We start from the raw sequence: 24,382 nt of genomic DNA on the forward strand, positions 1-24,382 counted from the left end.
TCCTTCGTACAGATCAGTGCGTATCCATAATCGCTCTCAGCTCACTCCCGCTAATGACTTCCCGTTCCAGCAGGACCCGCGCGCCTTCGGTCAAGGCGGCTTTGCGTTGTTCGAGTAGCCGCTTCACCCGCTCATACTGTTCGTCGATGATCCGCCGCACTTCACAATCGATTTCCCGGGCCGTCTCCTCGGAATAATCCCCTTTTTCCGACGCCACCGGAATCTGGACGAACTGCGGCTGCCGTTCCCGTTCCAGCGTAATAGTACCCAGCTTCTCGCTCATTCCGTAGGCCTTCACCATGCTCTTGGCAATGTCCGTCGTTTTAACCAGATCGTTCTGCGCGCCGGTGGAGGCCTCGCCGAAGATCATTTCCTCGGCAATGCGTCCCCCTAGGAGCACCGCAATCTTGTTCTCCAGCTCGGACTTCGTCATCAGAAACCGGTCCTCGGTGGGCAATTGCAGTGTGTAGCCAAGCGCCGCCACGCCGCGAGGAATGATCGAGATTTTCTGTACCTGATCCGAGCCCGGCAACGAGATCGCCACCAGCGCGTGACCGGTCTCATGATAGGCCACCCGTTCTTTCTCCATCTTATTGAGGACCCGATTCTTCTTTTCCAACCCAGCAATCACCCGTTCCACCGCTTCCTGCAATTCCGAGATCCCCACCAGGTCTTTGCCGCGCCGCACCGCCAGCAACGCCGCCTCATTGATGATATTGGCCAGATCGGCGCCGGAAAATCCGGGCGTCATTGCCGCGATGTTCTCGAGATCCGCATCAGGACCCAGCGGCACGTGCTTGGCATGGACTCGAAGGATAGCGAGGCGCCCGATCTTGTCCGGACGGTCCACCACGACGTGGCGATCGAACCGGCCTGCGCGCAAGAGCGCCGGATCGAGAATTTCCGGACGGTTGGTCGCTGCCATCAAGATGACACCGATGCGGGGATCGAACCCGTCCATCTCAACCAGCAATTGATTGAGCGTCTGCTCACGTTCTTCATGGGCCATCGGTCCCATGCCCCGCGCTTTCCCCAGTGCATCCAGTTCATCGATGAAGATAATGCATGGCGCCTTCAGCTTCGCCTGTTCGAAGAGATCGCGCACGCGCGCCGCGCCCACCCCCACAAACATTTCCACAAACTCCGACCCGCTGATGCTGAAGAACGTCACCCCGGCCTCTCCCGCGACGGCGCGCGCCAGCAACGTTTTACCGGTCCCAGGCGGGCCGACCAATAAGATGCCTTTGGGGATCTTGCCCCCCAGCCGGGTGAACTTCTCCGGCGTCTTGAGAAACTCGATCACCTCGCGGAGTTCCTCCTTCGCTTCGTCCACTCCGGCGACATCGGCAAAAGTGATCTTGATATCGGTCTCGGCGTAAATCTTCGCCTTGGACTGGCCGACCTGCATAAAGCCACCCTGGGCCTGCCCCAGCCGGCGAATGAAGAAATACCAGATGGCCCCGAAGATGGCGACCGGCAGAACCCACGACATCACATCGCGCCAGAAGGTCGTCTCGATCACCCCGACGAACTTCACGCCGTGCTGATTTAACTCCCGGACGAGATCCTGATCTTCCACCCGAATGGTCGAAAACAGCTTCGGCTCTTTAGCCTCGCCCTCCGGCTTGAGCGTCCCCGTCAAGGTGTGGCTGCCGACCGCCACCTCGGCGACTTTGCCGGCCATCACAAGCTGCCTGAATTCGCTATAGGGCAGCTCTTCAATCTTCTGGAGGACATGAATCAAGTCGTGCACGAGAATCACCGCCCAGATGGCGAGAAAGACGTACCAGATGGAAAACGAGATTTTCTTATTCATCGCCGGCCTCCTGGCCATGTCCAATTGCGAATCTCCGGCAGGTCTTCGCCATGCTCAGTGATGTATTGCTTATGTTCGATCAATTTGTCACGCATCGCCTGCCTCACATAATCGGCGCGCGACCCGTGCAACGGCACCCGGTCGATGACGTCCCCGACCAGATGAAAGCGGTCCAGGTCGTTCATCACCACCATGTCGAACGGGGTACTCGTCGTGCCTTCTTCCTTGTAGCCCCGCACATGCAGATTCCCATGATTGGTTCGCCGATACGTGAGCCGATGGATCAACCAGGGATAGCCGTGAAACGCGAAGATGATCGGCTTGTCCACGGTGAAGAGCGCATCGAACTCCTTGTCGCTCAGTCCATTGGGGTGCTCCCTGGTCGGTTGCAGTTTCATGAGATCCACCACGTTGACGACCCTCACCCTCAATTCCGGCAGGTGCTCGTGCAGCAAGGCGACCGCCGCCAGCGTTTCCATCGTCGGCACATCCCCGCAACAGGCCATGACCACGTCGGGCTCGCTCTCCCGGTCGTTGCTCGCCCAATCCCAGATTCCGATGCCGGCCGTGCAATGTTTGAGCGCGGCGTCCATGTCGAGCCACTGCGGCGCGGACTGCTTGCCGGCAACGATCACATTCACATGGTTGCGGCTGCGCAGGCAATGGTCCGTGACGGACAACAAGGTATTGGCATCGGGCGGAAGAAAGACCCGGATCACCTCGGCCTTCTTATTGACGACGTGATCGATGAAGCCGGGATCCTGATGGCTGAACCCGTTATGGTCCTGCCGCCAGACGTGGGACGACAGCAGATAATTGAGCGACGCGATCGGCCGCCGCCAGGGGATGTGGCGGCACACCTTCAACCACTTGGCATGTTGGTTGAACATCGAGTCGATAATATGGATGAACGCTTCATAGCAGGAGAAGAATCCATGCCGGCCGGTGAGAAGATACCCCTCCAGCCACCCTTGGCACTGGTGCTCGCTGAGCATTTCCATCACCCGACCGTCCGGTGCCAGGTGATCGTCGTATGGATAGCGATCCGCCATCCAGGCGCGATTGGTCACCTCCAGGACATCCTGCCAGCGATTCGAGTTGTTCTCATCCGGGCTGAAGAGGCGAAAGTTGCGGCTGTCCATATTGAGCTTCATCGTGTCACGCAAAAACTGTCCCATGAGGCGGGTAGACTCCGCCTCGACCCCGCCCGGCTTGGTCACCCTGACGGCGTACGTGCGGAAATCCGGCAGGCGCAAATCCTTGAGGAGGAGCCCGCCGTTGGTCTGGGGATTGGCGCTCATGCGGCGCGACTTCTTCGGTGCAAGCTCGGCCAGTTCAGGCTTGAGTCGTCCGGCCTTGTCGAACAATTCCCTCGGCTTGTAGCTCTTCATCCACTTTTCGAGGATGGTGATGTGCCCGGGCTTATCCATTTCGCCCATGGGCACCTGGTGAGAACGCCAGTAATCCTCCGCTCGCTTGCCGTCGATCGACTTGGGACAAGTCCAGCCTTTCGGCGAGCGCAGAACGATCATCGGCCATCGCGGACGGCCCATGAATCCTTTCGTGCGGGCTGCGCGTTGAATCTTCTTGATCTCCGCAACGACGGTGTCCAACGTGGCCGCCATGAGTTGATGCATCGTGCGGGGATCGCGCCCTTCGACGAAATACGGCTTGTAGCCGTAGCCGCGAAACAGTTGATCCAGTTCCTCATGACTGATACGGGCCAGGACGGTGGGATTCGCGATCTTGTACCCGTTCAAGTGGAGAATGGGCAGTACCGCACCGTCAGTGACGGGATTCAGAAATTTATTGGAATGCCAGCTCGTCGCGAGCGGACCGGTTTCCGCTTCGCCGTCGCCGACCACGCAGGCCACGATCAGATCGGGATTGTCGAAGGCGGCCCCATAGGCATGCGACAAGGAATACCCTAACTCGCCGCCTTCATGGATGGAGCCCGGTGTTTCCGGAGCCACGTGACTCGGAATACCGCCGGGAAACGAAAACTGCTTAAAGAGCCGCTTCATCCCCGCTTCGTCCTGCGAGATGTTCGGATAGACCTCGCTGTAGGTGCCTTCGAGATACGCATTCGCTACAAGCCCCGGACCGCCGTGCCCCGGACCGGTGATATTGATCATGTCCAGGTCGTGCTGCGTGATCACCCGGTTCAGATGCATATAGATGAAGTTGAGTCCCGGCGTGGTTCCCCAGTGCCCCAGCAACCGCGGCTTGATATGGGCTCGTCTCAGCGGCTTCTTCAGAAGCGGGTTATCGTAGAGATAGATCTGGCCGACGGAGAGGTAGTTCGCCGCCCGCCAATAGGCGTCCATCTTCTTGAGCAGGTCCGGTGTGAGCGGTTTCTTCTTTGTCAGCGGCATCGTCTTCTCAACGCTCCTATTTTGTCTTAGCCAGTACAGAACGCACGGATTGCGCAATTTCACGCTCTTCGTCCGTATGGATGACGCGAACGGTCACCCGGCCACCCTCTGTCGAAATCACGGCGTCATTCATCTCGTTGAGCCGATCATCAATCGTGATGCCGAGAAACCCCAAGCCCTCGCAGACCCTGGCGCGGATGACCGGCGAGTGCTCGCCGATTCCGGCACTGAACACCAGGGTATCCACCCCGCCTAACGCGGCGGCCAACGCGCCGATGGCTTTCTTCGCTTGATAACAAAACAGCGCGACCGCTTCGGCCGCCCGCGGGTCTTGCTCCTCCAGGGCGAGCAAATCGCGTATATCAGCACTGCTCTCCGACAGGCCGAGCAGGCCGGACTCTGAATTGACCATCTTGTGGAACTGCTCCACGGTCAGGCCTTCCGTTCGCGTGAGATAGGAAATCAATCCCGGATCGAGATCGCCCGAGCGCCGGCTCATGGGCAGACCCGATGCCGGCGTGAACCCCATGGTCGTTTCAATACTCTTCCCGCCCGTCACCGCCGCCAGGCTGGCCCCGTTTCCCAAATGCGCGAGAATGACCCGCCCCTCAGCCTCCCCCTGCTTGCCGATTCCGGCCAACTCCTTCATCAGAAATGCATAGGACAAGCCGTGAAATCCGTACCGTTGGATGCCCATCTTGTCATATTTTCTGGGGATCGCCAGCAGGCGAGCCACGCGCGGCATGTCGCGATGAAAGGCCGTGTCGAAACAGGCGATGTGAGGCACCCCTGGATAACGCCGGCTGAACACTTCCACAAGGCCGATCTCTGCCGGCATGTGTTCCGGATCATAGGGGCTGATTCGCTGCAATTCAGCCATCACTGCCGGAGTTACCGGTTCAGGCCGGCTGTATTTCATACCGCCATGGACAATGCGATGCCCCACGGCCACCAGAGCGGCGGGACCGACTCGTTGTTCAATCAAATCCAGCAGCGGCCCGACACAGGCCGCATGATCGTCTCCCTGAATCGCGACTTGCTCTGTCCGGCGGCTCATGACATCCGTCATCGACAACCGGGTGCCGAGCAACCCGATGCGTTCGACCTGGCCTTCCATGAGACGACGCAGCTGCGGCTTGGCCTCAAACAGCGCAAACTTGATACTGGACGAACCGGCATTGATCGCCAGGATGCCGGGACCTGGATGAGGCAATGCCGACATTAGGCTCTCCTCTGAAGTGAGGCAGGCAAAGCCGAACAATCATGATCCAGCAAGTCTCCGATGCGCTCGACCGTCGCGTCCGGCGACGGATACCGGCCAGGCAGCTGCTGATCCAACGCATAGTGCCCCTGACGAGGAAGCACCGTCGTCACACGTGATCCCCAGATTTTTTTCACCGCGGCAAGAATGCGCAGCTTGTCGTCGATCAGCACATACTGCTGAGCCGGATACCGGTTCGCCACATCCTGTAACTCCTGTTCCTTGTGCACATAGATCAACACATTCCCACCGACGGCCTCAAACAACCCCGACCGCTCGACCTTTCTCGGCTGAAACACCACATCACCATCGGAAAGGATGACGACCTTGCCCCACCGCTTGGCATGTTCCACGACGGCGAGCGCCTTCGGGTACAACCGATCGGCAAACGGGTAATGAATCAGAAAGCGTGAGACCGTTAACAGATGGGGGTCGTGGGGATACTCGATGCGGTATTGTTGCAGAGCACCCAGATAGTCTGCATAGCCCAGCTTGGCCCGCAACTGTTCGAAGATGATCCAATAACGTTGCTGCCGCTCGTGCCCGACTTCCTGATCGAGGTAATCCGCGAGATCTTTCGTGACCCGATCGTTGTCCAGCAGCGTGTTATCGACATCAAACAGAAACACCAGGCCTGATGACGACATAAGAAACTCCCTCTCAGGCGAACCAACCCGCTATCGTGAATCTATCGTCCTTCCAAACTATCAGCCATGACAAAACTCCGCTTGGTGGAAGAGTGCAAGCAGAAGACCTGCATGGCTGACAAGAGCAAGTATGCGTCTCGGCAGTCAATTTCAGCAGTTGCCGGAGCCCGTTGCAGATCGAACGCGCTCAACAGAGGAGCCTCTCCCCAGCACTCTCTGACGAGATGTGGCGAAACGCACCAGTATCCAAATAATGAACCTTCCGCTCGAACGGCGCAACGGAGGCCGCTTCCTTTTCAGGATTCGGCTTTCAGGGAGCACTCACGGGAGCAGCAGAGCGCCGCTGCACATGGTAGTACAGCAACGGAATGACGATGAGCGTGAGCAATGTCGACGCCCCCACGCCGAACAGTAACGACACGGCTAATCCTTGGAAGATGGGGTCGAGGATAATCACGAACGCGCCGACCATCAGCGCGGCGGCCGTCAGCAAAATAGGTCTGGTGCGAATCGCACCGGCCGTGATGACGGCTTCCAGCAACGGCACACCCGCCCGTTCCTGTAACTGGATAAAGTCCACCAGTAAAATAGAGTTCCGCACGATGATACCGGACAACGCAATAAAGCCGATCATGGACGTCGCCGTGAAATATGAGCCGGTCAGCCAGTGCCCCGGAAGAATCCCGATGAGCGTGAGCGGGATCGGCGCCATGATGATGACCGGCGTCAGAAACGATTGGAACTGCCCGACGATCAACAGATAGATCAGGAGCATCGCGACCGCAAAGGCGATCCCCATGTCGCGAAACGTTTCATAGGTGATCTGCCATTCCCCGTCCCACTTCATGCTCAATTGGTCTTCCGACCAGGGTTGTGACGCATAGTACTGCTCCAGTTGATACCCTTCTGCCGGCCGATAGGCTTCCAGCTTCTTTCCGACACCGAGCACGCCATAGACCGGGCTTTCGGCCTTTTCTGCGCCTGGCCCGCCCACGTCGGCGACGACATAGACCACCGGCTTCTGATTCTTATGATAGATCGCCTTCTCTTGGATCGTCTGCTCCACGGTCAGGAGCTCGGAGAGTTGCACCATCCCGCCGGTATGCGTGCGCAAGCCGATCTCCCCGATATGCTCAAGGCCGGTCCGCTCAGCCAGCGGCAAACGCAGCACGATTTGCACCGGACTCTTTTCCTGGGGGATGTGGACCAATCCGATCTTCGTGCCCTCCAGCGCCATCCGCAGCGTGTGCACGATTTCCTCGGACGGAATACCGGCCAGTGCCGCTTTCGCCCGATCGACGGTAAACAGGTACTTCACCTGATCGGCTTCAATATAGTCGTCCACGTCGACCACTCCGGTCGTGGATTCCATCAACGCCCGGATCTCCCGCGCGACAGCGAGTTGCCGGCCGTAATCAGGTCCGTATATTTCAGCCACCAGCACCGATTGCACGGGAGGCCCCGGCGGCACCTCCACCACTTTCACGTTCGCATTGAACTGCCGGGCAATGTCCTGCAAGGCAGGGCGAATCCGCTGGGCCACCTCATGGCTCTGCGCCTTCCGCGCATCCTTGGCCACGAGATTGATCTGCATATCGGCCTCATGCGGCTGTTCCCGCAGATAATAGTGGCGGACCAGTCCATTAAAGTTGAACGGCGACGCCGTGCCCACATACGCCTGATAGTCGCGGACCTCCGGAACCGTACGCACATACTGCGACAGCGCTTTGGTCACGCGCGCCGTTTCTTCCAACGTGGTGCCTTCCGGCATGTCGATCACCAATTGGATCTCACTCTTGTTGTCGAACGGCAGCATTTTCACCACGACATGGCGGGTCGAAAACAGCATCACGGCCCCGCCCAACATGAGCGCGACGAGACCCAGAAAGGCGGCTGCGAGGAGCGGATGAGCCAGCAGCGGTGACAGCGCTCGACGATAACAGCGGGCGATCACACCCTGCTCGTCCGCTTCATGATCGATTCCTTTCACGACGGCGCCCGGCCGATAGCAGGTCTGGCAGAACCAGGGAATGACGATGAACGCGACGAGCAGCGAAAAGAACATGGCAATGGAGGCATTCACCGGAATCGGCCGCATGTAGGGCCCCATCAATCCGGACACGAACGCCATCGGAAGCAACGCGGCAATCACGGTGAACGTAGCCAGGATCGTGGGATTGCCGACTTCGTCGACCGCATAGATCGACGCTTCCTGGTGAGGCTTCAGGCGCAGCGTCAAATGACGATAGGTGTTCTCGACCACCACGATCGCGTCGTCCACCAGAATCCCGATGGAGAAGATCAACGCAAAGAGCGTGACTCGATTGATCGTGTAGCCGATGAGCATCGACGTAAACAGCGTCAAGGCCAGCGTCAAGGGAATCGCCAGCGACACGACGAGAGCCGGGCGAAGCCCCAGCGTCAGTCCGAGAAACGCCACCACCGCGGCCACCGCAATGAAGAGATGCCAGAGCAATTCGTTGGCCTTTTCGCGAGCGGTGTCCCCGTAGTCGCGCGTCACCGTCACGCGCACGTCCGCCGGGATCGTTCTCCCCTTCATGTCCTCCACCTTACGAATGACGCTCTCGGCCACGCTTACGGCATTCATCCCGCCCTGCTTGGCGATCGCCACGGTCACGGCGGGCTCCTCGTCCTGATCACGCGCCCCGAACCAGACGTACTGCTTCGCCTCGTTCGGACCATCGGTGACGTCTGCCACCTGCCGGAGATACACCGGGCGCTGCTCATTCACGCCGACCACTAACGCGTCCAAGTCCTCACGGGATCGAATGAACCGCCCCGTTTCCACCAGAAAGCTCTGATTGCGGCTGTCGAACCGGCCCGTCGGCAAGGCCCGATTCTCGCCGCGAATCACGCCGGCCACCTGCAACGGGGTCAGACCATAGGCCTTCAATCGCGTGGGATCGATCTGCACGCGCAATTCGCGCAACCGTCCCCCGACGATGAAGCCGCCGGAGGTCCCGGGAACCTTCTTCGTCTCCTCCAACACCTGTTCAGCCAACTGATGCAGGTCAAACTCACCGTACCGCTGACTCGACAGCGTCACGGTCACAATCGGCACGTCGTTGACGTCTTTGGGTTTGACAAGAAACGGCTCGGCTCCCGGCGGCAGAAGATCCTGGTTCGACATCAGCTTGTCGTAGAGATCGACCAGACTCTGCTCCATCGGCTGGCCGACATAGAAGCGCACGATGATCAACGCGCCGCCGGGCCGCGAGATCGAATAGACATACTCCACGCCTTTGATCTCAGAGAGTTTGCGCTCGAAGGGCTTGGTCAGTTGTTCTTCGACGATCTTGGCGGAGGCGCCGGGAAAGGGCAACCACACGTCGGCCATTGGGACGACGATCTGCGGTTCTTCTTCGCGAGGGGTGACGATGATGGCAAACAGGCCCAGCAACAATGCCGCCAGCATAATCAGCGGCGTCAACTTGCTCCCGATAAACAGCGCGGCAATTCGACCGCTGAGCCCTGGGCGATACTGATCCATAGCGCGCGGTTAGGGCGTCGCCGGGGCGGCAACGGCGTCGAGGATCTGCACGGGCGCACCGTCGATGCCCCGGCTGCCATCCGTCAACACCCGTTCGCCCAGGTTCACGCCGGAAAGAATTTCCAGTTGCTGATCAAACCGTCGTCCGGCCTTAATCCACCGGAGCCTGGCGATCCGGTCGGCCCCGACGACATAGACACTCGTCAGTTCCCCGCGTTCGACCACAGAAGACGCCGGAATCAGGATTGTGCGACTGGTCCCTTTGTCCAACTGAAAGCGGCCGAACATCCCGGTTTTCAACCCCGGGGTCTTGGGAAGGTCGACTTTCACCATGAAGGTGTGGGTTTGGGGATCGCCGGCCGGCAGGATCTGACTCACCACTCCGTTCAGAACCTGAGTCTCCAGCGCATCGATGAGTACAGCAATCTTGTCTCCCCGAGTAATCGATTTGAGATCACCTTCCGCCACCGTCGCCTCCAGTCGGAGTTGGAGCGGATCTTCCATCTTCAGCAAGGGTTGACCGGGCGAGGCCAGCTCCCCTGCCTCCACTTTCTTTTCGGTGATGACCCCGTCGAAGGGTGCCTTCACGACGGTATAACTCAGCTGCGCGAGCACTGACTTGCGATTCGCCTCCGCAACCTTGAACGATCGGGTGGCATTCTCCATTTCCTGCTTCGACACCGCGTCCTGACCATAGAGCATCTTCATGCGATCCAACTGGGCCTTGGCATTCTCAACTTCCGCCGAGGCGCGCGCCAGATCGGCTTGTACGTCGCGGCTGTCGAGCTGAATGAGCATCTGCCCCTTTGAAACACGCGTGCCTTCTCTCACCAGCAAGGTATCGATCGTGCCTTGGATGCGGCTGGACAGCGTGGCCTGAAAGATCGGCATGATTTGACCGGTCACCTCGACACGGACAGGAACCTGAGCGGGCTTGATCTCAACGACGGCGACCTGAATGGCTGCCGGCGATGCGGCAGCAACCACCGCGGTGGCCGGTTCCTCTTTGGAGCTACATCCTGCCGCCAGGAGGACAGTCGCAAGAATCCATCGTATGCCCGTCATAACCATTGGTCCTTGTGCCGCGGTCCCGCGCAAATACAACCACGTGTGTCGTTCATCTTTAGGTGACGGCAGAACACGATCCAACCTTAACCGAAGCCCTGCTTGTTCGCACCAGCCTGGCTACTCTTGCACGCCCAGCTTCCTCAGAAGGGCCATCATCGGGCACCAGCCCGTAAATGCCGACTGGATCAAGTTCGCCGCAACAAAGGCGGCAAAGTAATTCCAGTACGGATGAACCGTCGCCCCCAGGACAATGGCCAGCAAGACAAACACCCCGGCAATCAATCGCAGCAGCTCGTTGAGTTTCATAGGTCCCTCCTTTCCTCTTGCCTGTGTGAGTCCGCCCACAGGCAAAGGATTCGCCCGACCCGATCACGGCGTTTTCTTGAGGCTGAGCATATAGCTCGTCAGCTCATTCAGTTGGGGATCGCTGAGCGGAAACTTCGGCATGAACGACCCGGGCGATACCGATTGGGGATCCTTGAAATGCTTCAGATGCCATTCACGTTCCGGCCTCTTATCGCCGACGAAGGACAAGTCCGGCCCGATCGCGCCCCCTTCACCGTGAATGCGATGGCAGCCGACGCACCCGAATTGATAAAACAGGGCGCGCCCTTTCGCAATGGCCGGATCGACTCGCGGGACGGCGTAGAGATTCTTGAGGGAAAGGCCCAACAGGGAAAACACCACGACGAGAAACACCGCCCCCGCTGCCAGCGCCGCCGGCCGCTTGATCGGATTCCGCACCGGGTTCCTGTCGATGAAGGGCCAGAACAGCATGCCGAGGACGACGAGCATCGGCAGCACCCAAGTCGCCAGCGGCTCCAGCGGCCCATGGACGTACTTCAGCAACTCGTAATAGAAGAGGAAATACCACTCCGGCACCGGCACAAAACTCGTGTCGGACGGATTCGCTTTGTCGGTCAGCGGGAACGGCACCAGCAGGGCCAGACTCGATATGACCGTGAACACCCCCAGCATCACGACGGCATCCATATAGACCTGCCGCGGATAGAACGTCTCGCTACCCAGTGACGCCCGCTCATCGGTCCAGGGACCGGCCGGCCCCACACGCCGCAGAATGAAGAGATGGGCGGCGATCAAGCCGATCAGGAGCGCCGGCAGAAAGAGCACGTGGACGGCAAAGAACCGGGACAGCGTGAGCGCCCCCAGCACTTCCCCGCCTCGCATGACCCGCATCAAGAACTCTCCGACCACCGGTACGGTGCCCACCATATTGAGGCCGATCTGCGTCGCCCAGTAGGCCGTCTGATCCCATGGGAGCAGATAGCCGGTGAAGGCGAAGGCCATCACAATGAGAAAGAGCACCACGCCCACCATCCACATCACTTCGCGCGGCGGTTTGTACGCCCCGTACAGAAACGCCTGGAGCATATGGAGCCCGATCGCCACGACCATGGCGGAGGCCCCCCAGTGGTGGAGGCCGCGCACGAACGCGCCGAACGTGACTTGTTCTTCAATGAACTGAATACTGTCGTAGGCATGATCGGGCGTCGGCGCATAGTAGACAGCGAGGAACATGCCGGTGACCGCTTGCAGCAGGAAGAGAAACAGCGTGGCCGAGCCGAAGACATAAATCCAGCTGGCGCCGCCCGGGATGGGCTCGTCTAGAAGAGTCCGTTCAACCGGCTTCAGATTGAGCCGGCTATCGAGCCAGGTATAGATTCGAGAAGCCATGTCACCTTCCTGTTTCTTCGTTCGCGAGCGGAGCGCGACAAGCCAGACTCGCGAGAAAAGCATCCGCTACGTTTCACCCAATTCGCTCGAGCCCGCCGTTCCGGCGCAATTAGAGTTCCACGACGTCCCGGGTTCCGGGCTTGAATTCCTTGAAGACCACAAGGAGACGGCCGTTCTCGACCTTGGAGGGCAAGAGATCCAGCGGACGCGGCGCAGGCCCTGCCACCACCTTGCCTTCGATGTCGAACACGCTGCCGTGGCAGGGACACTTGAACTGCTTCTCCTCGCCATCCCAACGATAGCCGCAGCCGAGATGGGTGCACATCGGAGAGAATACTCTGACCTGTCCGTCCGGTTGCTTGACAGCCCAGACCGCCTTCTGTGATTGGCTCTTCAAATACCCGTCCTGAATCGTCGTGACATGATCGAGTTGTTTGGGATCGCCGAGCGACACGTCTTCCAGACTGCCGACATCCACCCAGGGGCGCGCCCTCCGCTTCAAGGCCGGAGAAATGACATAGCCGGCCAGCGGAATCGCCAGCCCGAGCCCGATCAGACCGGCCGCCACCTTTGTGACCCAGCCGAAAAATGTCCGCCGCGTCCCGACAGGTGTATGGGCCCCTCCCGCTTCACCGCCCCCCTGGTGCTCGCTCACAATAGTCCTCCCTTGATCTTCCAGAGATTATGGCCGATGAGGATCACCGCGACCGCCCAGGCGACGACAGCAAACGCTCTGGTTAAGCACTTGGGGGAGAGGGCGCGACTCACCTGTCTCCCTGCCAACATTCCGATAATGGCTCCGACGATCAAGACCGAGAGGACGCGCAGATCCAGCGGAGCGAGACGGACATGCGCAGCGACGCCAGCCACCGCGATGAGCGTGATGATCAACAGCGACGTCCCCACTGCCACACGCATCGGAAATCCGAGCAGCAGGGTCAGCGCCGGTACTATCACAAACCCTCCCCCGACCCCGAAGAATCCGGTCAGCAGCCCGACCACCAGTCCAATTCCGCTCACTTTCACCCAACAGGTCCGCGGAAACAGATCCGCACAGATGCTACGCTCCTCAGGATCGTCCCGCAATGTCGTACGCCACCACATCTGCCCGGCTGCCACAATCATCAACACGCCGAAGAGCAGGAGCGTGATTTCCTCCCGCACCAGCCGGTGCCCTGCGGCTCCCACCCACCCGCCGAGCATCCCGGCCCCGCTCAACAGGAGCGCCGCCTTCACCTTGACAAGACCCGACTGAAAGGATTCGATAGCCCCGATGCCAGCAGCGGCGGCAACGAGCGCGAGCGAAAGGCTCACGGCTTCCTGCACGCTCGTCCCGAGCACATAGACCAGGAGAGGAATCGCGATCAGCGATCCACCGCTCCCCGTCACGCCCAGCGAGAGCCCCACCAGGCTTCCCACCACCACAGCAAGGACCGTTGGCTCTCCGCCCGTCATGCGTGGCTTCTTCTTACGCTCATGACAGGTCCGTCATTCGACACGGTTTGTCATTCTTGTAGATCACGCTCCCTGCCGGCACCCCCTGAGCCAGGGAGCAGAGCAATCGTATTCATACCGGCCTATCCAGCTTTTCTATACCCAGCGCCTTCAGAATCACTTTCTCATAGCACGGCTCGCTGATCCCGCGCTTCATCTTATGGAGAAAATACTTCTCCAACCCGATCTTGGCCAGATGAACCCACTTGCCCTTCCTCGCCCAGGTCACATTTCTCGGCGCCATCTGCGGCAAGGCCACGAACGCGACGCCCGTGTCCCCCATGTCGGCCAAACAGATCGCGTTCCATGTCGCCGTATCGCGCTTGGGATCGTTCTCCATATCGGCCTTGATATTATGAACCGCCGCGGAGACCATCGATTCGATCATGTAGCCGGTCTTGGGAGCGCCGGTCGGGATGGGGGTCACTTCGACCGGTGGTATGGCCACACAGACGCCGACCGAATAAATATTCTTGTACTTGGGGTTGGCCTGATAGGCATCGATGTTCACGAAGCCCTTGGGGTTGCACAAGCCCGGCGTGCCAGCTACCGCATCCACTCCGGCAAACGGCGGAATGAACATCGAATAGCGGAACGGAACCTCCTGCCCGCCTTCCAACAGCACTTTGCCCGGCTGAATCTCTTTGATCGCACTATTCGGAATCGGCTTGATGGAATGTTCGGCGAACTCGTCCTCCATGAGGCGGCGCGAAGCTCCCACCCCGGCCAATCCCATATGCCCGACATAGGGCTCCGGCGTCACGAAATAGATCGGCACTTTCTTCCGCAGTTTCCTTTCCCGCAAGTCAGTGTCCAAAATGAACGCCATCTCATAGGCCGGTCCGAAGCAGGACGCGCCCTGAGCCGCCCCGACGACGATAGGACCGGGATTCTTAAGGAAGGCCTGGTACGAGCCCCAGGCCTGCTCGGCATGGTCCACATTGCAAATGGATTGGGTGTAGCCGCTGGGCCCCAGTCCTGGGACCGCGCCGAAATTCAGCTTGGGACCCGTCGCGATGATCAGGTAATCGTACGGCACCTCGCCTTTTGACGTGATCACCCGATTCTACTCCGGTTCGATCCGGTCCGCCATGGCATGGAGATACTCGATGCCCTTTTTCTCCAACCCCGGCCCCAACGCAAAGCTGATATCCTTTCTCGTTCGCCACCCGACAGCCACCCACCTTTTCTCAGAAGCCGTCAGCTATCAGCAATCAGCTTTCAGCCATTCAAACGAGTCGTCATCCCTGATGGTGTGAGCCTTCACGCGCAAAATGGATTCGGAATCATCCAGGTTTAATCGTCTCTATCATTGCTATCTCAGATATCACTCTCATGCTGATAGCTGAAAGCTGTCGGCTGACAGCTATTGGCTCAGACCGAATCGATACAAATCGTGGCATGTCGTGCAGCGCGCCGTCATACTCGACAAACGCTGCAGAATCTGTTGCGGCGTTTCCTTCTGCGCGATCGCATCGGCCAGGGCATCCATATCACGATGGATCGACATTCCCATCTGTTTGAACGGCAGCGGAAGCTTCACCATGATCGCCGGATCCACATCTGCCGCCATACCCATGCCGGCGGCGCGCGCCGCCTGTTCTACGGCTTTCATGTCACCGTCCGGAGTGCTCAATCCTGTCACCACGCCGTGCACCGCCTTCAGCAGCTGCCGCATTTCCCCAAGGATCAGATCCCGCTCGCCTGAAGCCAGTCGTATTTCCATGCGACCGTCAGCTCCTTGGGTCGTCAAACCGTTCACGAAAAACCAACCGGCTCCGACGAGCGTGACGACCCAGAGCACAACCGCAACGATGCAGAAGCGTGTTTTCATCTTAGTTCCTTTCAAGGATTTTTCGCGGGATACCCCGCCACGCCGGCGCCATAGTCATAGACCAGACTCCCGCCGTAATAACTGGCCACCAAGAGCACAACAACTCCCACAATGCCAAGTCCCACGGAGACTGCGCGCCGCTCCCTGACGAACCCGAGCCCCGTGATAACTCGCCATCCCAGCAGCCCGAGGAAAATCCAGAACGTCGCAAAACCCAACCCCTCATGCAGCTCAAGCACCGACTCTGGAACGCCGCTGTGCTCAACGGCTTCTTCAGCCATATGACCGGAGATTACGGCCGCGAGCGCGCCTGCAAGTCCCAACACCAGTGTATAGAGACTGACCGTCCGGCACTCATCCCCTCGCCAACGAAGCCCGAGAAGGTCGAAGAACACCGCAGCCGATAAGAGCGCGATCGGAAAGTGCACCAACATGGGATGGATGGGATGCATAAGTGACCTCCTCTTGCCTGCCCATCAGAGTGCAAGCACAGGGCCGTACCTCCCCCGCAACAATCGGAGCTATTCATGCTGCAAATTCATGTAAATGCCCTTCATTGCGCGCGGCGACCCGGTAAGACGGGGAGTCTTTCCACAGTGACATGGATCGCACTGTCGCGGAATGGGCCAGTCACTGAAATGGAAAGGATGCGGGTGGCGGGAGGGGGGGAAGAGAAAACAGCACAGGCCTCCAGACATGCATCCGGCGGCCTGTGCATCGCACTCGTTATTTTCTAACCGCGATTCCGTGAGTATCGGCGGTTTCTTTATCGTCTTTCTTATTCGAAATGGTCGCCTGCCCTTTGTAATGCCCGACTTTGCCACCGGCATCCACATGGATCACACCGACACCGGGGATGGTCCCCTTGGCGTTGTGCGCGACCTTATCGTTGCCGGTTAATGGATTGGGGCCACGAAGACCGACGAAGACGTACTGTCCATCCGGCGCGACATCCATCAAATCGGGAGCCGGATCCTGGTTCGCGTCACTCACCAGGCCGATTGAACCTACCGAGAAGTTACTGAGCGTGTCGATGATCTCGACGTTATTGCCGGCCCGATCCGCACTCCAGACATAGCGGCCGACGCCGATCATGCCGTGCGAATCGGCAAACTTGTCGTCCCGCTGCGAAACCAGTTTCGCGGACACTTTGGCGGGCAAGCCTGAGATGTCCAGCGCATACACATCGTAGGAGAGGGGCGCCACCGGCCACCCGCCGCCGGAATTGATATACATCGTGTCACCGACTTGCACTCCGCCGCAGCCGGCCGGATGAATCTGGTTGTTGTCCAGCATCGCCACTGCCTTCATCGGAGTCGCCGTCACATCGAACACCAGCAACCCGCCGCCGCGCAGCGTCACGAACGCATAGTGGCTCGACGATTCGGTGATGGGACAGATCGGCGACGTATCGGGACGCTCGCCCCCTTCGAACGCAACCAGGTTCACGACATCTTTCTCCGGGTCGAAGCTGAACTTATGCGCGGCATAGTCCGTCCAGATCCGGATGAATTTCTTTTCCGCAATATTCGCGGCAATCGCCATCTTCTGATCCGGCGTCGGCCAGGCGGCATGGACATTCTTTCCCATGGAGAGACAGGCGTCCGGCTTCTTTGTCGCCGCATCCATGAACAGGACGTGGCCGCTCAGGAAAGAGATGATCGCGTGATCCTGATTCTTGTTGAAGAACAGCATATGCGGACGGCGCACCGCCTTCTTGGTCGCCTCCTCGCAGAACTTGCCGATATCGCCGGCAAAGTCGATCGTCATCGTCGGCTTTGCCGAGGCAGGATTCGCCGCCAGCTGCGCACCGTCGTAGATATGGAGATAGCCGCCGCTCTCCTTGCCGGTATCAGATTGATCGGTCAACCAGACTTCATAGGCAGAAACGGGCGCCGCGCTGCCCAATGCCGCCGCCAAGGCCACACATCCACCGATCATTGTAGCGAACATCGCTGTTCGCCCTGTCACACCTGTCTGTCTCATCATTGCTGGCCTCCTTCTGCATCACGTGACGCGAACGAGACAAATTACCCGCTCGCCCCTGGCACCCTGGTGCGTAGCTTAGAAGGAATGCTGTAGGAGCGCAACCGACCGACTCAGGCAACCGGCAGCCGCTACGACCGGGCCAGCATGACGGCGGCAAATAAGACGGCCAGGGAGAGCACGAGGGCCACGCGAGGGAGCCAGGAAGCCGCAGCCAGAACGGTCCGGTCCGAGGCAGATCTTTTGTCAGATGGAAGGGCAAGAATCGCCCGGACGCGAGGGCCGAGCACGAGATCGTGAGCCAGGGTCATCAGCAGCAGCACTGCAACCAGCGAGAGCTTGACCCCCAAGGGGGATGGCCATCGGGCAGGCTCGAAGAGCGGCCATCCGTGGGACAAGACCAGCATGGGACCGGTCAATAACAGAATAGCGACCGCTCCCCATACGACCAAACGAAACCTCTTTGCCGACGTCCTGAATAACATGCCGGCTTCGGGTTTCGAGGCCAGCGCGCGATAGGACGGGGCCAGCACCAGAGAAAGAAAGATCGTTCCGCCGACCCAACCGACCGCTGCGATGAGATGTATCCAGACGAGAGCAAATTGCGACATGATCGAGCGACTCTACGACTTCTGCAAGACAAGCATCAAGGGGGCTGCCTGCGTGACGCTCGATGGAACCGTGTTAAGGGCGCGCTGAGCGAGGCTCAGCGCGCTGGATTCCTCATCGCCGTCAGACTGCGGCAGATGCACAACGAAATTCACCCCCCCCCCGTTTCGTTAAAACGAAATCCCCACATATGGACCGACCTGGAAGTAATCGTTCACCGTATTGGTCATGCGGGCTGTCAGGTGATAGCGGGCATCGACACCAAGCTTGAGCGCCTTCCACACCTGCACCTCAAACCCCGCACCGAACTGCACACCCATATCGAGATATTGGGTCTTGTTCGAGGGTGGACTGATCACATGAAAATCCAGTCCTATCGGAATAATCCAGGGCCGAAACATGCTGCCTTCCATAAACTTAATCTTCGGCGCCACGTTAATGGTCATCATGGTGAGTTGGACTTCCTGCGGATCGACAGTGGGACAGGTGCCGCCGAGCGTACAGGTCGCGATGCTTCCTGCGGCGTTGTTCACCCTATGAGAATTAATCCGGTTGAACTGCAACCCGATCTCCCCCAGGACCGAGGTCTTATCCAATGCCCCCCACACATCCTTGGAGAGCATCAAGTCAAGACCCGCGCCCGCATACCACCCTGCATTGCCTCCGTTGACTGAACCGGCCCCCAGCACCCCGTTCGTATCTGTAAAAATCTGCGTCCCGCGATCCCGGTTCAAGTTCATGAACCCGCCCTTGAAGAACACCTGATTGCCGGTTCCAAACTCCTCAGCCGAAGCCGGCGACACACCAGAGACAACGAGCCCCCCGGCGATCGCAACTCCGACACACCACACTCCAATGCTCCGCACAATTCTCTGAACCTGCATGATGTTCCCCTCCTTGATTTGGCGCACAAGAGCTTGCCCGGCTCTCCATCTGGCTTACTGTCTTGCACTTGCCGGCCCGAGGCATGAGCAGCGTAAGCATGTGGTTCACACTTCTGAACATCGTGACGTTCCTCTTCTTAGCCCTGATACGATCGTCGAACGCATCGGCTAGACTCGTAGCGGCCTCACGCGGGCGAGTCGCACTCATCACCAGCGCCTCACCCTGTCCCTACTTACGCTCGACGTCACACTTGCAACATGCACCGACTGATTCGCTGTTTCTGCTCGGCAGTCAGCCGCATCTCGGCCAAGACAAACAGCACCCGTTCCTCGCAGGAGATATGTCCGCGATAACGACGGATCAGTGCGCGAAGTGCTGCGTTCAGCGTTCCCGGGCCACCTAGATTCCCCGCCACCGCTGAATCTCGACCATCGGCCCATTTTCCCCTGAGCCTTCTCATCACCGCCGCCGCGTCGGCTTTCAGCATCCGGTGATCGTCTAAGAAGCTCTGGAACTGTTCTTGCCTTTCCTGCTTCCGGCCAAGGATTCGCTGGAGGTCTGCGACTAACACCTCTTCCCGTTTGAAATGAACTTCCACGGGGCCGGTAAAGAATTGGAGCAGTTCCCGCAGCGTGCCCCGGTCCGTTCCCTTCGCCACACCGCTCCCGACGGAGCGAGGACTCATCGCCGTTTCGATCATGGCCAGTTGATCCAGAATCATTTCGTGCTCTCGCTTGAGAAGGGCAACCGGATCGACTGTGCGACTCGCTTGTCTGCATCTTTGAGGCACCATCGTTCCAGGGTCCCCTGTACAGAGGCTCGAACGTACGAGCAACGTAGCCGCCTTCTGTCGCGCACACCGTACCGGACGTGAAGCCCGCCTCACACTGGGATTGGCCGGCCGGGCCTATGATTTATCTCAAGGTTTCGGATAGGCCATTGGGCCTATGCCTGCAATGGTGTGGCGAGGGGCACGCGGCGAGCGAAGCGAGACTTGTGCGAAAAGCGGGACGGGGGAGAGGCTAAGGGGTTCGGAATTTCGAACTCTGAACGTTGAACTTGGTGTCGCGCCTGTCGCGCTTCACGAAGGACGTTTCACGGATACCGTTTGACGGGTTACGGTTCAGCGTCTGGAAATTCTGGCGAGGCGGTCTGGATTCAGCAAAGTAATGGTTCTTCCATCGATAGCGAGCAACCCCTCATCCCGGAACACGCTGAGCAGGCGGATGGCGGTTTCGACCGTGATCCCGGCCATCTCCGCCACTTCTTCCCGTTTGAGCGTGAGTCCGACCCGGACACCATCGTCGTCTTTTTTGCCGAATCGATCACCGAGTTCCAGCAGCAGGCCGGCCAGCCGCTCGCGTGCCGTCTTGAACGTGAACTGATCGAGATGATCCATATTGACCCCGACCTCCGTACTGAGGAGTTGGATCAGCTTGATCGCCAGTTGAGGATTTCCGTGGATGACTGCGAGGTAGCGTTCCTTGTCGATGACACAGACTTGAGAGGGCTCCAATGTCTCGCACGTCACTTCATGAAGGGCTCTCTCCCCAAATACGTGCTTCTCGATCAGCTCACCAGGGCCCAAGATCCGGACGATCTGCCGCTGACCTCTCGCCGAAGAACGAGTCAACTTGACCTTGCCCGCGCACAACACATAGAGGCCCAGACACACATGGCCTTCGTAGAAGACGGTCTGGTGAGGTGCGTAATCGAGGGTGCGTTTGATTTTCTGAAATTCGGCGAGGTCGCTTCCTTCGATATCGCACAGCACGACCTTCGCGCGAAGCGTGCAGGTGTCGCAATGCTCGATGGGACAGGGCTTCCGCTTCACGGCTTGCCGATCATTATGGCAGGACAACATGGCAGCACAACGTTATTGCCCAGGTCGTTGAGCAGTATGTGGTGAAGATACCGGCGAGGGAGCGGCATCCCATCCTTCATGAAAGCGATGGATGGGAAGCCGACCATCATCATATCCTCAGGCAATGTAAAGACATACTTCGGCAGGCGGCGGCCAGTTCACCGTCATGCCTAGACGGCAGTGCCGCCGGCCCGAGACATCAGCCTGATGAAGAAATCCCTCACGGCGCTTCTCCTGCCCTACTCGGCGACCATCGACACTTTCGTCCCCGCAGACTCCTGGGCGTCACGGGCACAACGGAACCCCATCCAATTGATCTTGGTGTTGGGATCCGTCCCGTTACGCATGGCAACGCGCATCGTCGTCGTGCTGTCCATCCACCCGCCGCCACGGAACGCTTTCTGCGTGCCCGTCTCCGGACCTTTCGGATTGCGGTCCGGCGCGGACGCGTAATAGTCCTTGTCGTACCAGTCGGACACCCATTCGGACACGTTCCCGATCGTTTGATAGAGCCCATACGGGCTGACGGCTTTGTCGTACCGATCAACAGAAATAATCGGGGGATAGAGCAGCAACCGCTCCGGACGATCGCGCACAGGACCGGACAGCCCGGTTCGTCCAAAGTTTGCCCTCGTCGGTCCCGCGAGCTCCGGTCCCCAGGGAAAGAGCCGCCCATCGGTGCCACGCGCTGCTTTCTCCCATTCCGCTTCCGTCGGCAACCGCCGCCCCGCCCACTTGCAGTAGGCATCCGCGTCATACCAGGACACATGCATGATGGGGTGGTGCGCCATGGTCTCCTGGAAGTTCCCGCCGTCATACCGCCAGTCCAATTGCGGCTTCCGATCGGTCGCCAGGATAAACTTCAGATATTCCAACGCCGTCACTTCGTACTTACCGATTTCGAACGCGTCCAGATAAACCCGGTGCTGCGGCATTTCCCCGCGATAGGCAAGCCGATCCGTCTTTTTATCGCTGCCCATGATAAATTCACCGGCCGGCACCAGCACCAGTTCATCCTTGCTCTTCATGCTCGCTACCCGCTGGGCAGCGAGTTTCTTGCCGGCCTCGGTCCACTCCACAACGATGTCCTGGGTATCCAAGCCCCACGCCACCTTCGCCATGACCAACAGCGCGGCGGTAATCAACACCGCGTTGATCACCCACTCCCATTTTCTAAACGTCTCCACTTCCTTCCGTTCCATCCTCGGCCTCCTCTGAATATTAATGCGGATGATGCGGCGCCGGCTGCGAAGGGACGACAACCTCCGTCGTCAACACCGTCCCGGCACTCAGCTGCTGAGATGATCTGGCACAACGAAACCCCGTGAGATAACTCTTTCTTGTCGGCTCTCCGCCGTTGCGTCCGGCGGACCGGGCTACTTCCGGATCTTCATTCCACGACCCGCCGCGGAACACCTTGAGTTCTCCGACATCAGGACCTTTCGGGTTCTCATTAATCCCTTTACGGTAATAATCCGGATCGAACCAATCCGACACCCACTCGCTGACGTTGCCGGCCAGCTGGTAGACCCCGTAGGGACTCACCCCTTTGTCATAGCGATTGATGTTCGCCAACGGCGGATACTTAGCGCCCCGTTTCGACCCGGGATGCGCGATGTTACTCTTGATCCAGCCGGCCGGTTCATCCCCCCAAGGAAACATCCGGCCATCGGAGCCCCGGGCCGCCTTCTCCCACTCCGCTTCGGTGGGCAGGCGCTTGCCCGCCCAGCGGCAATAGGCATCGGCCTCCTGCCAACTGACATTGATCACCGGATGGGTGGCCATCTTGTCGGGGAACGGCTTGGCTCGCCAGAACTGCGGCCAGCTCGCGCCGGTGGACAGCACGAATCTGAGGTACTCCACGTTCGAGACCTCGTAGCGGTCGATCTCAAACGCATCGAGCGTGACCCGGTGCAGCGGCTGCTCTTGCGGCCCTGCCGCCGGATCCTTTCGGGGATCGCTGCCCATGATGAACTCGCCGGCCGGCACTGTGACCATGCCGCCCGGCACGTCCATTGTGGCCATGGACTCGACCTCGTCCAGCGGCGTCCAGAGCGGAGGCTGTGCCGAGGATTCATGATTGGCGAGCGACGGCCCCGAAAACTGAAGAAGCATCAATAATGCCGCTGCCACCGTTATGCTCAGCTTCACCGTTCTTCCCATAGCTACCCGGCTTTTAGCTATCAGCCGTCAGCTTCGGAAATGAGAAGTTGAAAGCTGATAGCTAATCGCTGACTGCGTCAGTTCGCCGCTTTAGTGATCCTGCTTATGCACCAGCGGATCGATTTCCTTCTTCGCTTCTTCGGTCACGTTGTAGCGGGTATAGGCATGGTCCAGCACCTCGTTGGCGTAGAGACGCCCGGTCGGAGCCGGCACCCCGATATTGGCCTCCACGGTCGCCTTCGGACCGATGGTGACAGTTTGCTCCGTCGCCGTGCGGACATAGGGATGCCACACCACCAGCTTGTAGGTGCCCGGCGGCACATCCGTGATCGTGAACCGCCCCTGCTCGTCTGTCTTGGCAAAGTACGGGTTCGTAACCGCCACACCCCAGCTTTCCATATAGGCGTGGAACCCACATTGCATCACAAAGATCCGGCGGTTCTTGCTGAGCTTCACCAGTTCTTTCATCGGCGGACCGGCCATGTGCTTGTGATACATCCCGGCTTCCGTGCGATCCTTAAAGTTGCGCGGATGCTGCGGATTCATCGGCAGCGGCACGTTAAAGAGGACGCGCGCGCCTAAATTCGACGTTTCATAGGCTTGAATGTCGTGCATAACCGGGTCCATGTTGACGACGGTCACCGACTGGTCGTCCCGCACAACGGTCGTGAACGGTAGGAACAGGCAATCGCGTGCCTCGATTTGCGGTACGGTCTTTTCAGCGAACGCTTTCCCCTTCTCGACCCCTTCTAGATACACCACGACCTCGCGAAACTCGCCGGCCGGGCCGACCTGAAACGGTTGCAGAATCCGCCAGCCCTGTCCGTCCGAAATGCGCCCGCAATAGAAGGGATCAGGCAGCGTGGTCAAGTTGTACCCCTTAGGCTTGGGAACGGCTCCCTCAAGCGTCACCGCCCCCTTGATGGTGCCCCCATCAGAAACCGTGATTTCTTCGTAGGCCAAGGCGGGACTTCCCAGTGCCAGCGACAGTATCGCTGCTATGAATTGTGTCTTGATCATTATTGTTCTCCGGCCTCCTTCGTCAGTCCAAGGTTGAGGTTAAAGTTGAGCGCCCATCCATTATACAGAATACGGGGATCACAACCCTAACCTCAGCCACGCCCTGACCCTCGAAAACACAAGTGGGGGAGCCGCATACTTCTGGCAGCTCCCC

21 protein-coding genes are annotated in these 24,382 nt (G+C 59.1%); all 21 read right to left on the reverse strand.

Annotated features, from left to right (window positions below; genetic code table 11):
* Positions 1-13: 13 nt before the first annotated feature.
* Positions 14-1,816: an ATP-dependent zinc metalloprotease FtsH gene (gene ftsH / locus Q7U39_02550; GenBank protein ID MDO9116813.1), complete on the reverse strand. Its 1,803-nt coding sequence runs from the start codon at positions 1,814-1,816 to the stop codon at positions 14-16.
* Positions 1,813-4,191: a phosphoketolase family protein gene (locus Q7U39_02555; GenBank protein MDO9116814.1), complete on the reverse strand. Its 2,379-nt coding sequence runs from the start codon at positions 4,189-4,191 to the stop codon at positions 1,813-1,815. The genes ftsH and Q7U39_02555 overlap by 4 nt, the downstream gene beginning before the upstream one ends.
* Before the next feature lie 16 nt (positions 4,192-4,207).
* Entirely contained in the window at positions 4,208-5,413 is a 1,206-nt protein-coding gene (locus Q7U39_02560; GenBank protein ID MDO9116815.1) for an acetate/propionate family kinase, read from the reverse strand.
* Complete coding sequence (locus Q7U39_02565) at positions 5,413-6,099, reverse strand: HAD family hydrolase (GenBank protein ID MDO9116816.1); 687 nt, start codon at positions 6,097-6,099, stop codon at positions 5,413-5,415. Before Q7U39_02565 ends, Q7U39_02560 begins: the two co-directional genes overlap by 1 nt.
* Positions 6,100-6,409: 310 nt before the next feature.
* A complete protein-coding gene (locus Q7U39_02570; protein ID MDO9116817.1) occupies positions 6,410-9,610 on the reverse strand; it encodes an efflux RND transporter permease subunit in 3,201 nt (1,066 codons plus the stop codon).
* Between the two features lie 9 nt (positions 9,611-9,619).
* Positions 9,620-10,675 carry an efflux RND transporter periplasmic adaptor subunit gene (locus Q7U39_02575; protein ID MDO9116818.1) on the reverse strand — a complete coding sequence of 352 codons (1,056 nt, stop codon included), beginning with the start codon at positions 10,673-10,675 and terminating at the stop codon, positions 9,620-9,622.
* A gap of 120 nt (positions 10,676-10,795) precedes the next feature.
* Positions 10,796-10,984, reverse strand: coding sequence for a DUF2892 domain-containing protein (locus Q7U39_02580; GenBank protein ID MDO9116819.1), 189 nt, complete (start codon positions 10,982-10,984; stop codon positions 10,796-10,798).
* Positions 10,985-11,047: 63 nt separating this feature from the next.
* The gene (locus Q7U39_02585; protein MDO9116820.1) at positions 11,048-12,373 is read right to left on the reverse strand and encodes a cytochrome b N-terminal domain-containing protein; all 1,326 of its coding nucleotides are present in this window, start codon (positions 12,371-12,373) and stop codon (positions 11,048-11,050) included.
* 109 nt (positions 12,374-12,482) lie between these two features.
* Positions 12,483-13,028, reverse strand: a complete 546-nt coding sequence (locus Q7U39_02590; protein MDO9116821.1) for a ubiquinol-cytochrome c reductase iron-sulfur subunit — start codon at positions 13,026-13,028, stop codon at positions 12,483-12,485.
* A complete protein-coding gene (locus Q7U39_02595; GenBank protein ID MDO9116822.1) occupies positions 13,025-13,828 on the reverse strand; it encodes a sulfite exporter TauE/SafE family protein in 804 nt (267 codons plus the stop codon). Before Q7U39_02595 ends, Q7U39_02590 begins: the two co-directional genes overlap by 4 nt.
* Positions 13,829-13,940: 112 nt before the next feature.
* A complete protein-coding gene (locus tag Q7U39_02600; protein MDO9116823.1) occupies positions 13,941-14,927 on the reverse strand; it encodes an NAD(P)/FAD-dependent oxidoreductase in 987 nt (328 codons plus the stop codon).
* A 306-nt stretch (positions 14,928-15,233) separates the two neighbouring features.
* Positions 15,234-15,701 carry a hypothetical protein gene (locus tag Q7U39_02605; GenBank protein MDO9116824.1) on the reverse strand — a complete coding sequence of 156 codons (468 nt, stop codon included), beginning with the start codon at positions 15,699-15,701 and terminating at the stop codon, positions 15,234-15,236.
* A gap of 11 nt (positions 15,702-15,712) precedes the next feature.
* Entirely contained in the window at positions 15,713-16,153 is a 441-nt protein-coding gene (locus Q7U39_02610) for a DUF2231 domain-containing protein (protein MDO9116825.1), read from the reverse strand.
* A gap of 274 nt (positions 16,154-16,427) precedes the next feature.
* Positions 16,428-17,690 carry a hypothetical protein gene (locus Q7U39_02615; GenBank protein ID MDO9116826.1) on the reverse strand — a complete coding sequence of 421 codons (1,263 nt, stop codon included), beginning with the start codon at positions 17,688-17,690 and terminating at the stop codon, positions 16,428-16,430.
* A 128-nt stretch (positions 17,691-17,818) separates the two neighbouring features.
* Positions 17,819-18,298 carry a DUF4149 domain-containing protein gene (locus tag Q7U39_02620; GenBank protein MDO9116827.1) on the reverse strand — a complete coding sequence of 160 codons (480 nt, stop codon included), beginning with the start codon at positions 18,296-18,298 and terminating at the stop codon, positions 17,819-17,821.
* 168 nt (positions 18,299-18,466) lie between these two features.
* Positions 18,467-19,180 (reverse strand): hypothetical protein, encoded by a 714-nt coding sequence (locus Q7U39_02625; GenBank protein MDO9116828.1) that lies wholly within the window; start codon positions 19,178-19,180, stop codon positions 18,467-18,469.
* Between the two features lie 245 nt (positions 19,181-19,425).
* Entirely contained in the window at positions 19,426-19,974 is a 549-nt protein-coding gene (locus Q7U39_02630) for a hemerythrin domain-containing protein (GenBank protein ID MDO9116829.1), read from the reverse strand.
* A gap of 330 nt (positions 19,975-20,304) precedes the next feature.
* Complete coding sequence (locus Q7U39_02635; protein MDO9116830.1) at positions 20,305-21,015, reverse strand: Crp/Fnr family transcriptional regulator; 711 nt, start codon at positions 21,013-21,015, stop codon at positions 20,305-20,307.
* Positions 21,016-21,284: 269 nt separating this feature from the next.
* On the reverse strand, positions 21,285-22,247 hold the full coding sequence (locus Q7U39_02640) for a formylglycine-generating enzyme family protein (protein ID MDO9116831.1): 963 nt from the start codon (positions 22,245-22,247) through the stop codon (positions 21,285-21,287).
* Positions 22,248-22,266: 19 nt separating this feature from the next.
* Positions 22,267-23,196, reverse strand: a complete 930-nt coding sequence (locus Q7U39_02645) for a formylglycine-generating enzyme family protein (GenBank protein ID MDO9116832.1) — start codon at positions 23,194-23,196, stop codon at positions 22,267-22,269.
* A 102-nt stretch (positions 23,197-23,298) separates the two neighbouring features.
* Entirely contained in the window at positions 23,299-24,228 is a 930-nt protein-coding gene (locus Q7U39_02650; GenBank protein ID MDO9116833.1) for a carboxypeptidase-like regulatory domain-containing protein, read from the reverse strand.
* Positions 24,229-24,382: the final 154 nt, after the last annotated feature.

The organism is Nitrospira sp. (genome assembly GCA_030653545.1).
Taxonomy (GTDB): domain Bacteria; phylum Nitrospirota; class Nitrospiria; order Nitrospirales; family Nitrospiraceae; genus Nitrospira_D.

Coding starts and splice junctions, on each gene's coding strand:
- Q7U39_02605 (MDO9116824.1), bottom strand. CDS start 15,701: ATGAAAACACGCTTCTGCATCGTTGCGGTTGTGCTCTGGGTCGTCACG.
- Q7U39_02625 (MDO9116828.1), bottom strand. CDS start 19,180: ATGCAGGTTCAGAGAATTGTGCGGAGCATTGGAGTGTGGTGTGTCGGA.
- Q7U39_02575 (MDO9116818.1), bottom strand. CDS start 10,675: ATGACGGGCATACGATGGATTCTTGCGACTGTCCTCCTGGCGGCAGGA.
- Q7U39_02650 (MDO9116833.1), bottom strand. CDS start 24,228: ATGATCAAGACACAATTCATAGCAGCGATACTGTCGCTGGCACTGGGA.
- ftsH (MDO9116813.1), bottom strand. CDS start 1,816: ATGAATAAGAAAATCTCGTTTTCCATCTGGTACGTCTTTCTCGCCATC.
- Q7U39_02610 (MDO9116825.1), bottom strand. CDS start 16,153: ATGCATCCCATCCATCCCATGTTGGTGCACTTTCCGATCGCGCTCTTA.
- Q7U39_02615 (MDO9116826.1), bottom strand. CDS start 17,690: ATGATGAGACAGACAGGTGTGACAGGGCGAACAGCGATGTTCGCTACA.
- Q7U39_02595 (MDO9116822.1), bottom strand. CDS start 13,828: ATGACGGGCGGAGAGCCAACGGTCCTTGCTGTGGTGGTGGGAAGCCTG.
- Q7U39_02585 (MDO9116820.1), bottom strand. CDS start 12,373: ATGGCTTCTCGAATCTATACCTGGCTCGATAGCCGGCTCAATCTGAAG.
- Q7U39_02630 (MDO9116829.1), bottom strand. CDS start 19,974: ATGGTGCCTCAAAGATGCAGACAAGCGAGTCGCACAGTCGATCCGGTT.
- Q7U39_02555 (MDO9116814.1), bottom strand. CDS start 4,191: ATGCCGCTGACAAAGAAGAAACCGCTCACACCGGACCTGCTCAAGAAG.
- Q7U39_02640 (MDO9116831.1), bottom strand. CDS start 22,247: ATGGAACGGAAGGAAGTGGAGACGTTTAGAAAATGGGAGTGGGTGATC.
- Q7U39_02620 (MDO9116827.1), bottom strand. CDS start 18,298: ATGTCGCAATTTGCTCTCGTCTGGATACATCTCATCGCAGCGGTCGGT.
- Q7U39_02565 (MDO9116816.1), bottom strand. CDS start 6,099: ATGTCGTCATCAGGCCTGGTGTTTCTGTTTGATGTCGATAACACGCTG.
- Q7U39_02560 (MDO9116815.1), bottom strand. CDS start 5,413: ATGTCGGCATTGCCTCATCCAGGTCCCGGCATCCTGGCGATCAATGCC.
- Q7U39_02570 (MDO9116817.1), bottom strand. CDS start 9,610: ATGGATCAGTATCGCCCAGGGCTCAGCGGTCGAATTGCCGCGCTGTTT.
- Q7U39_02580 (MDO9116819.1), bottom strand. CDS start 10,984: ATGAAACTCAACGAGCTGCTGCGATTGATTGCCGGGGTGTTTGTCTTG.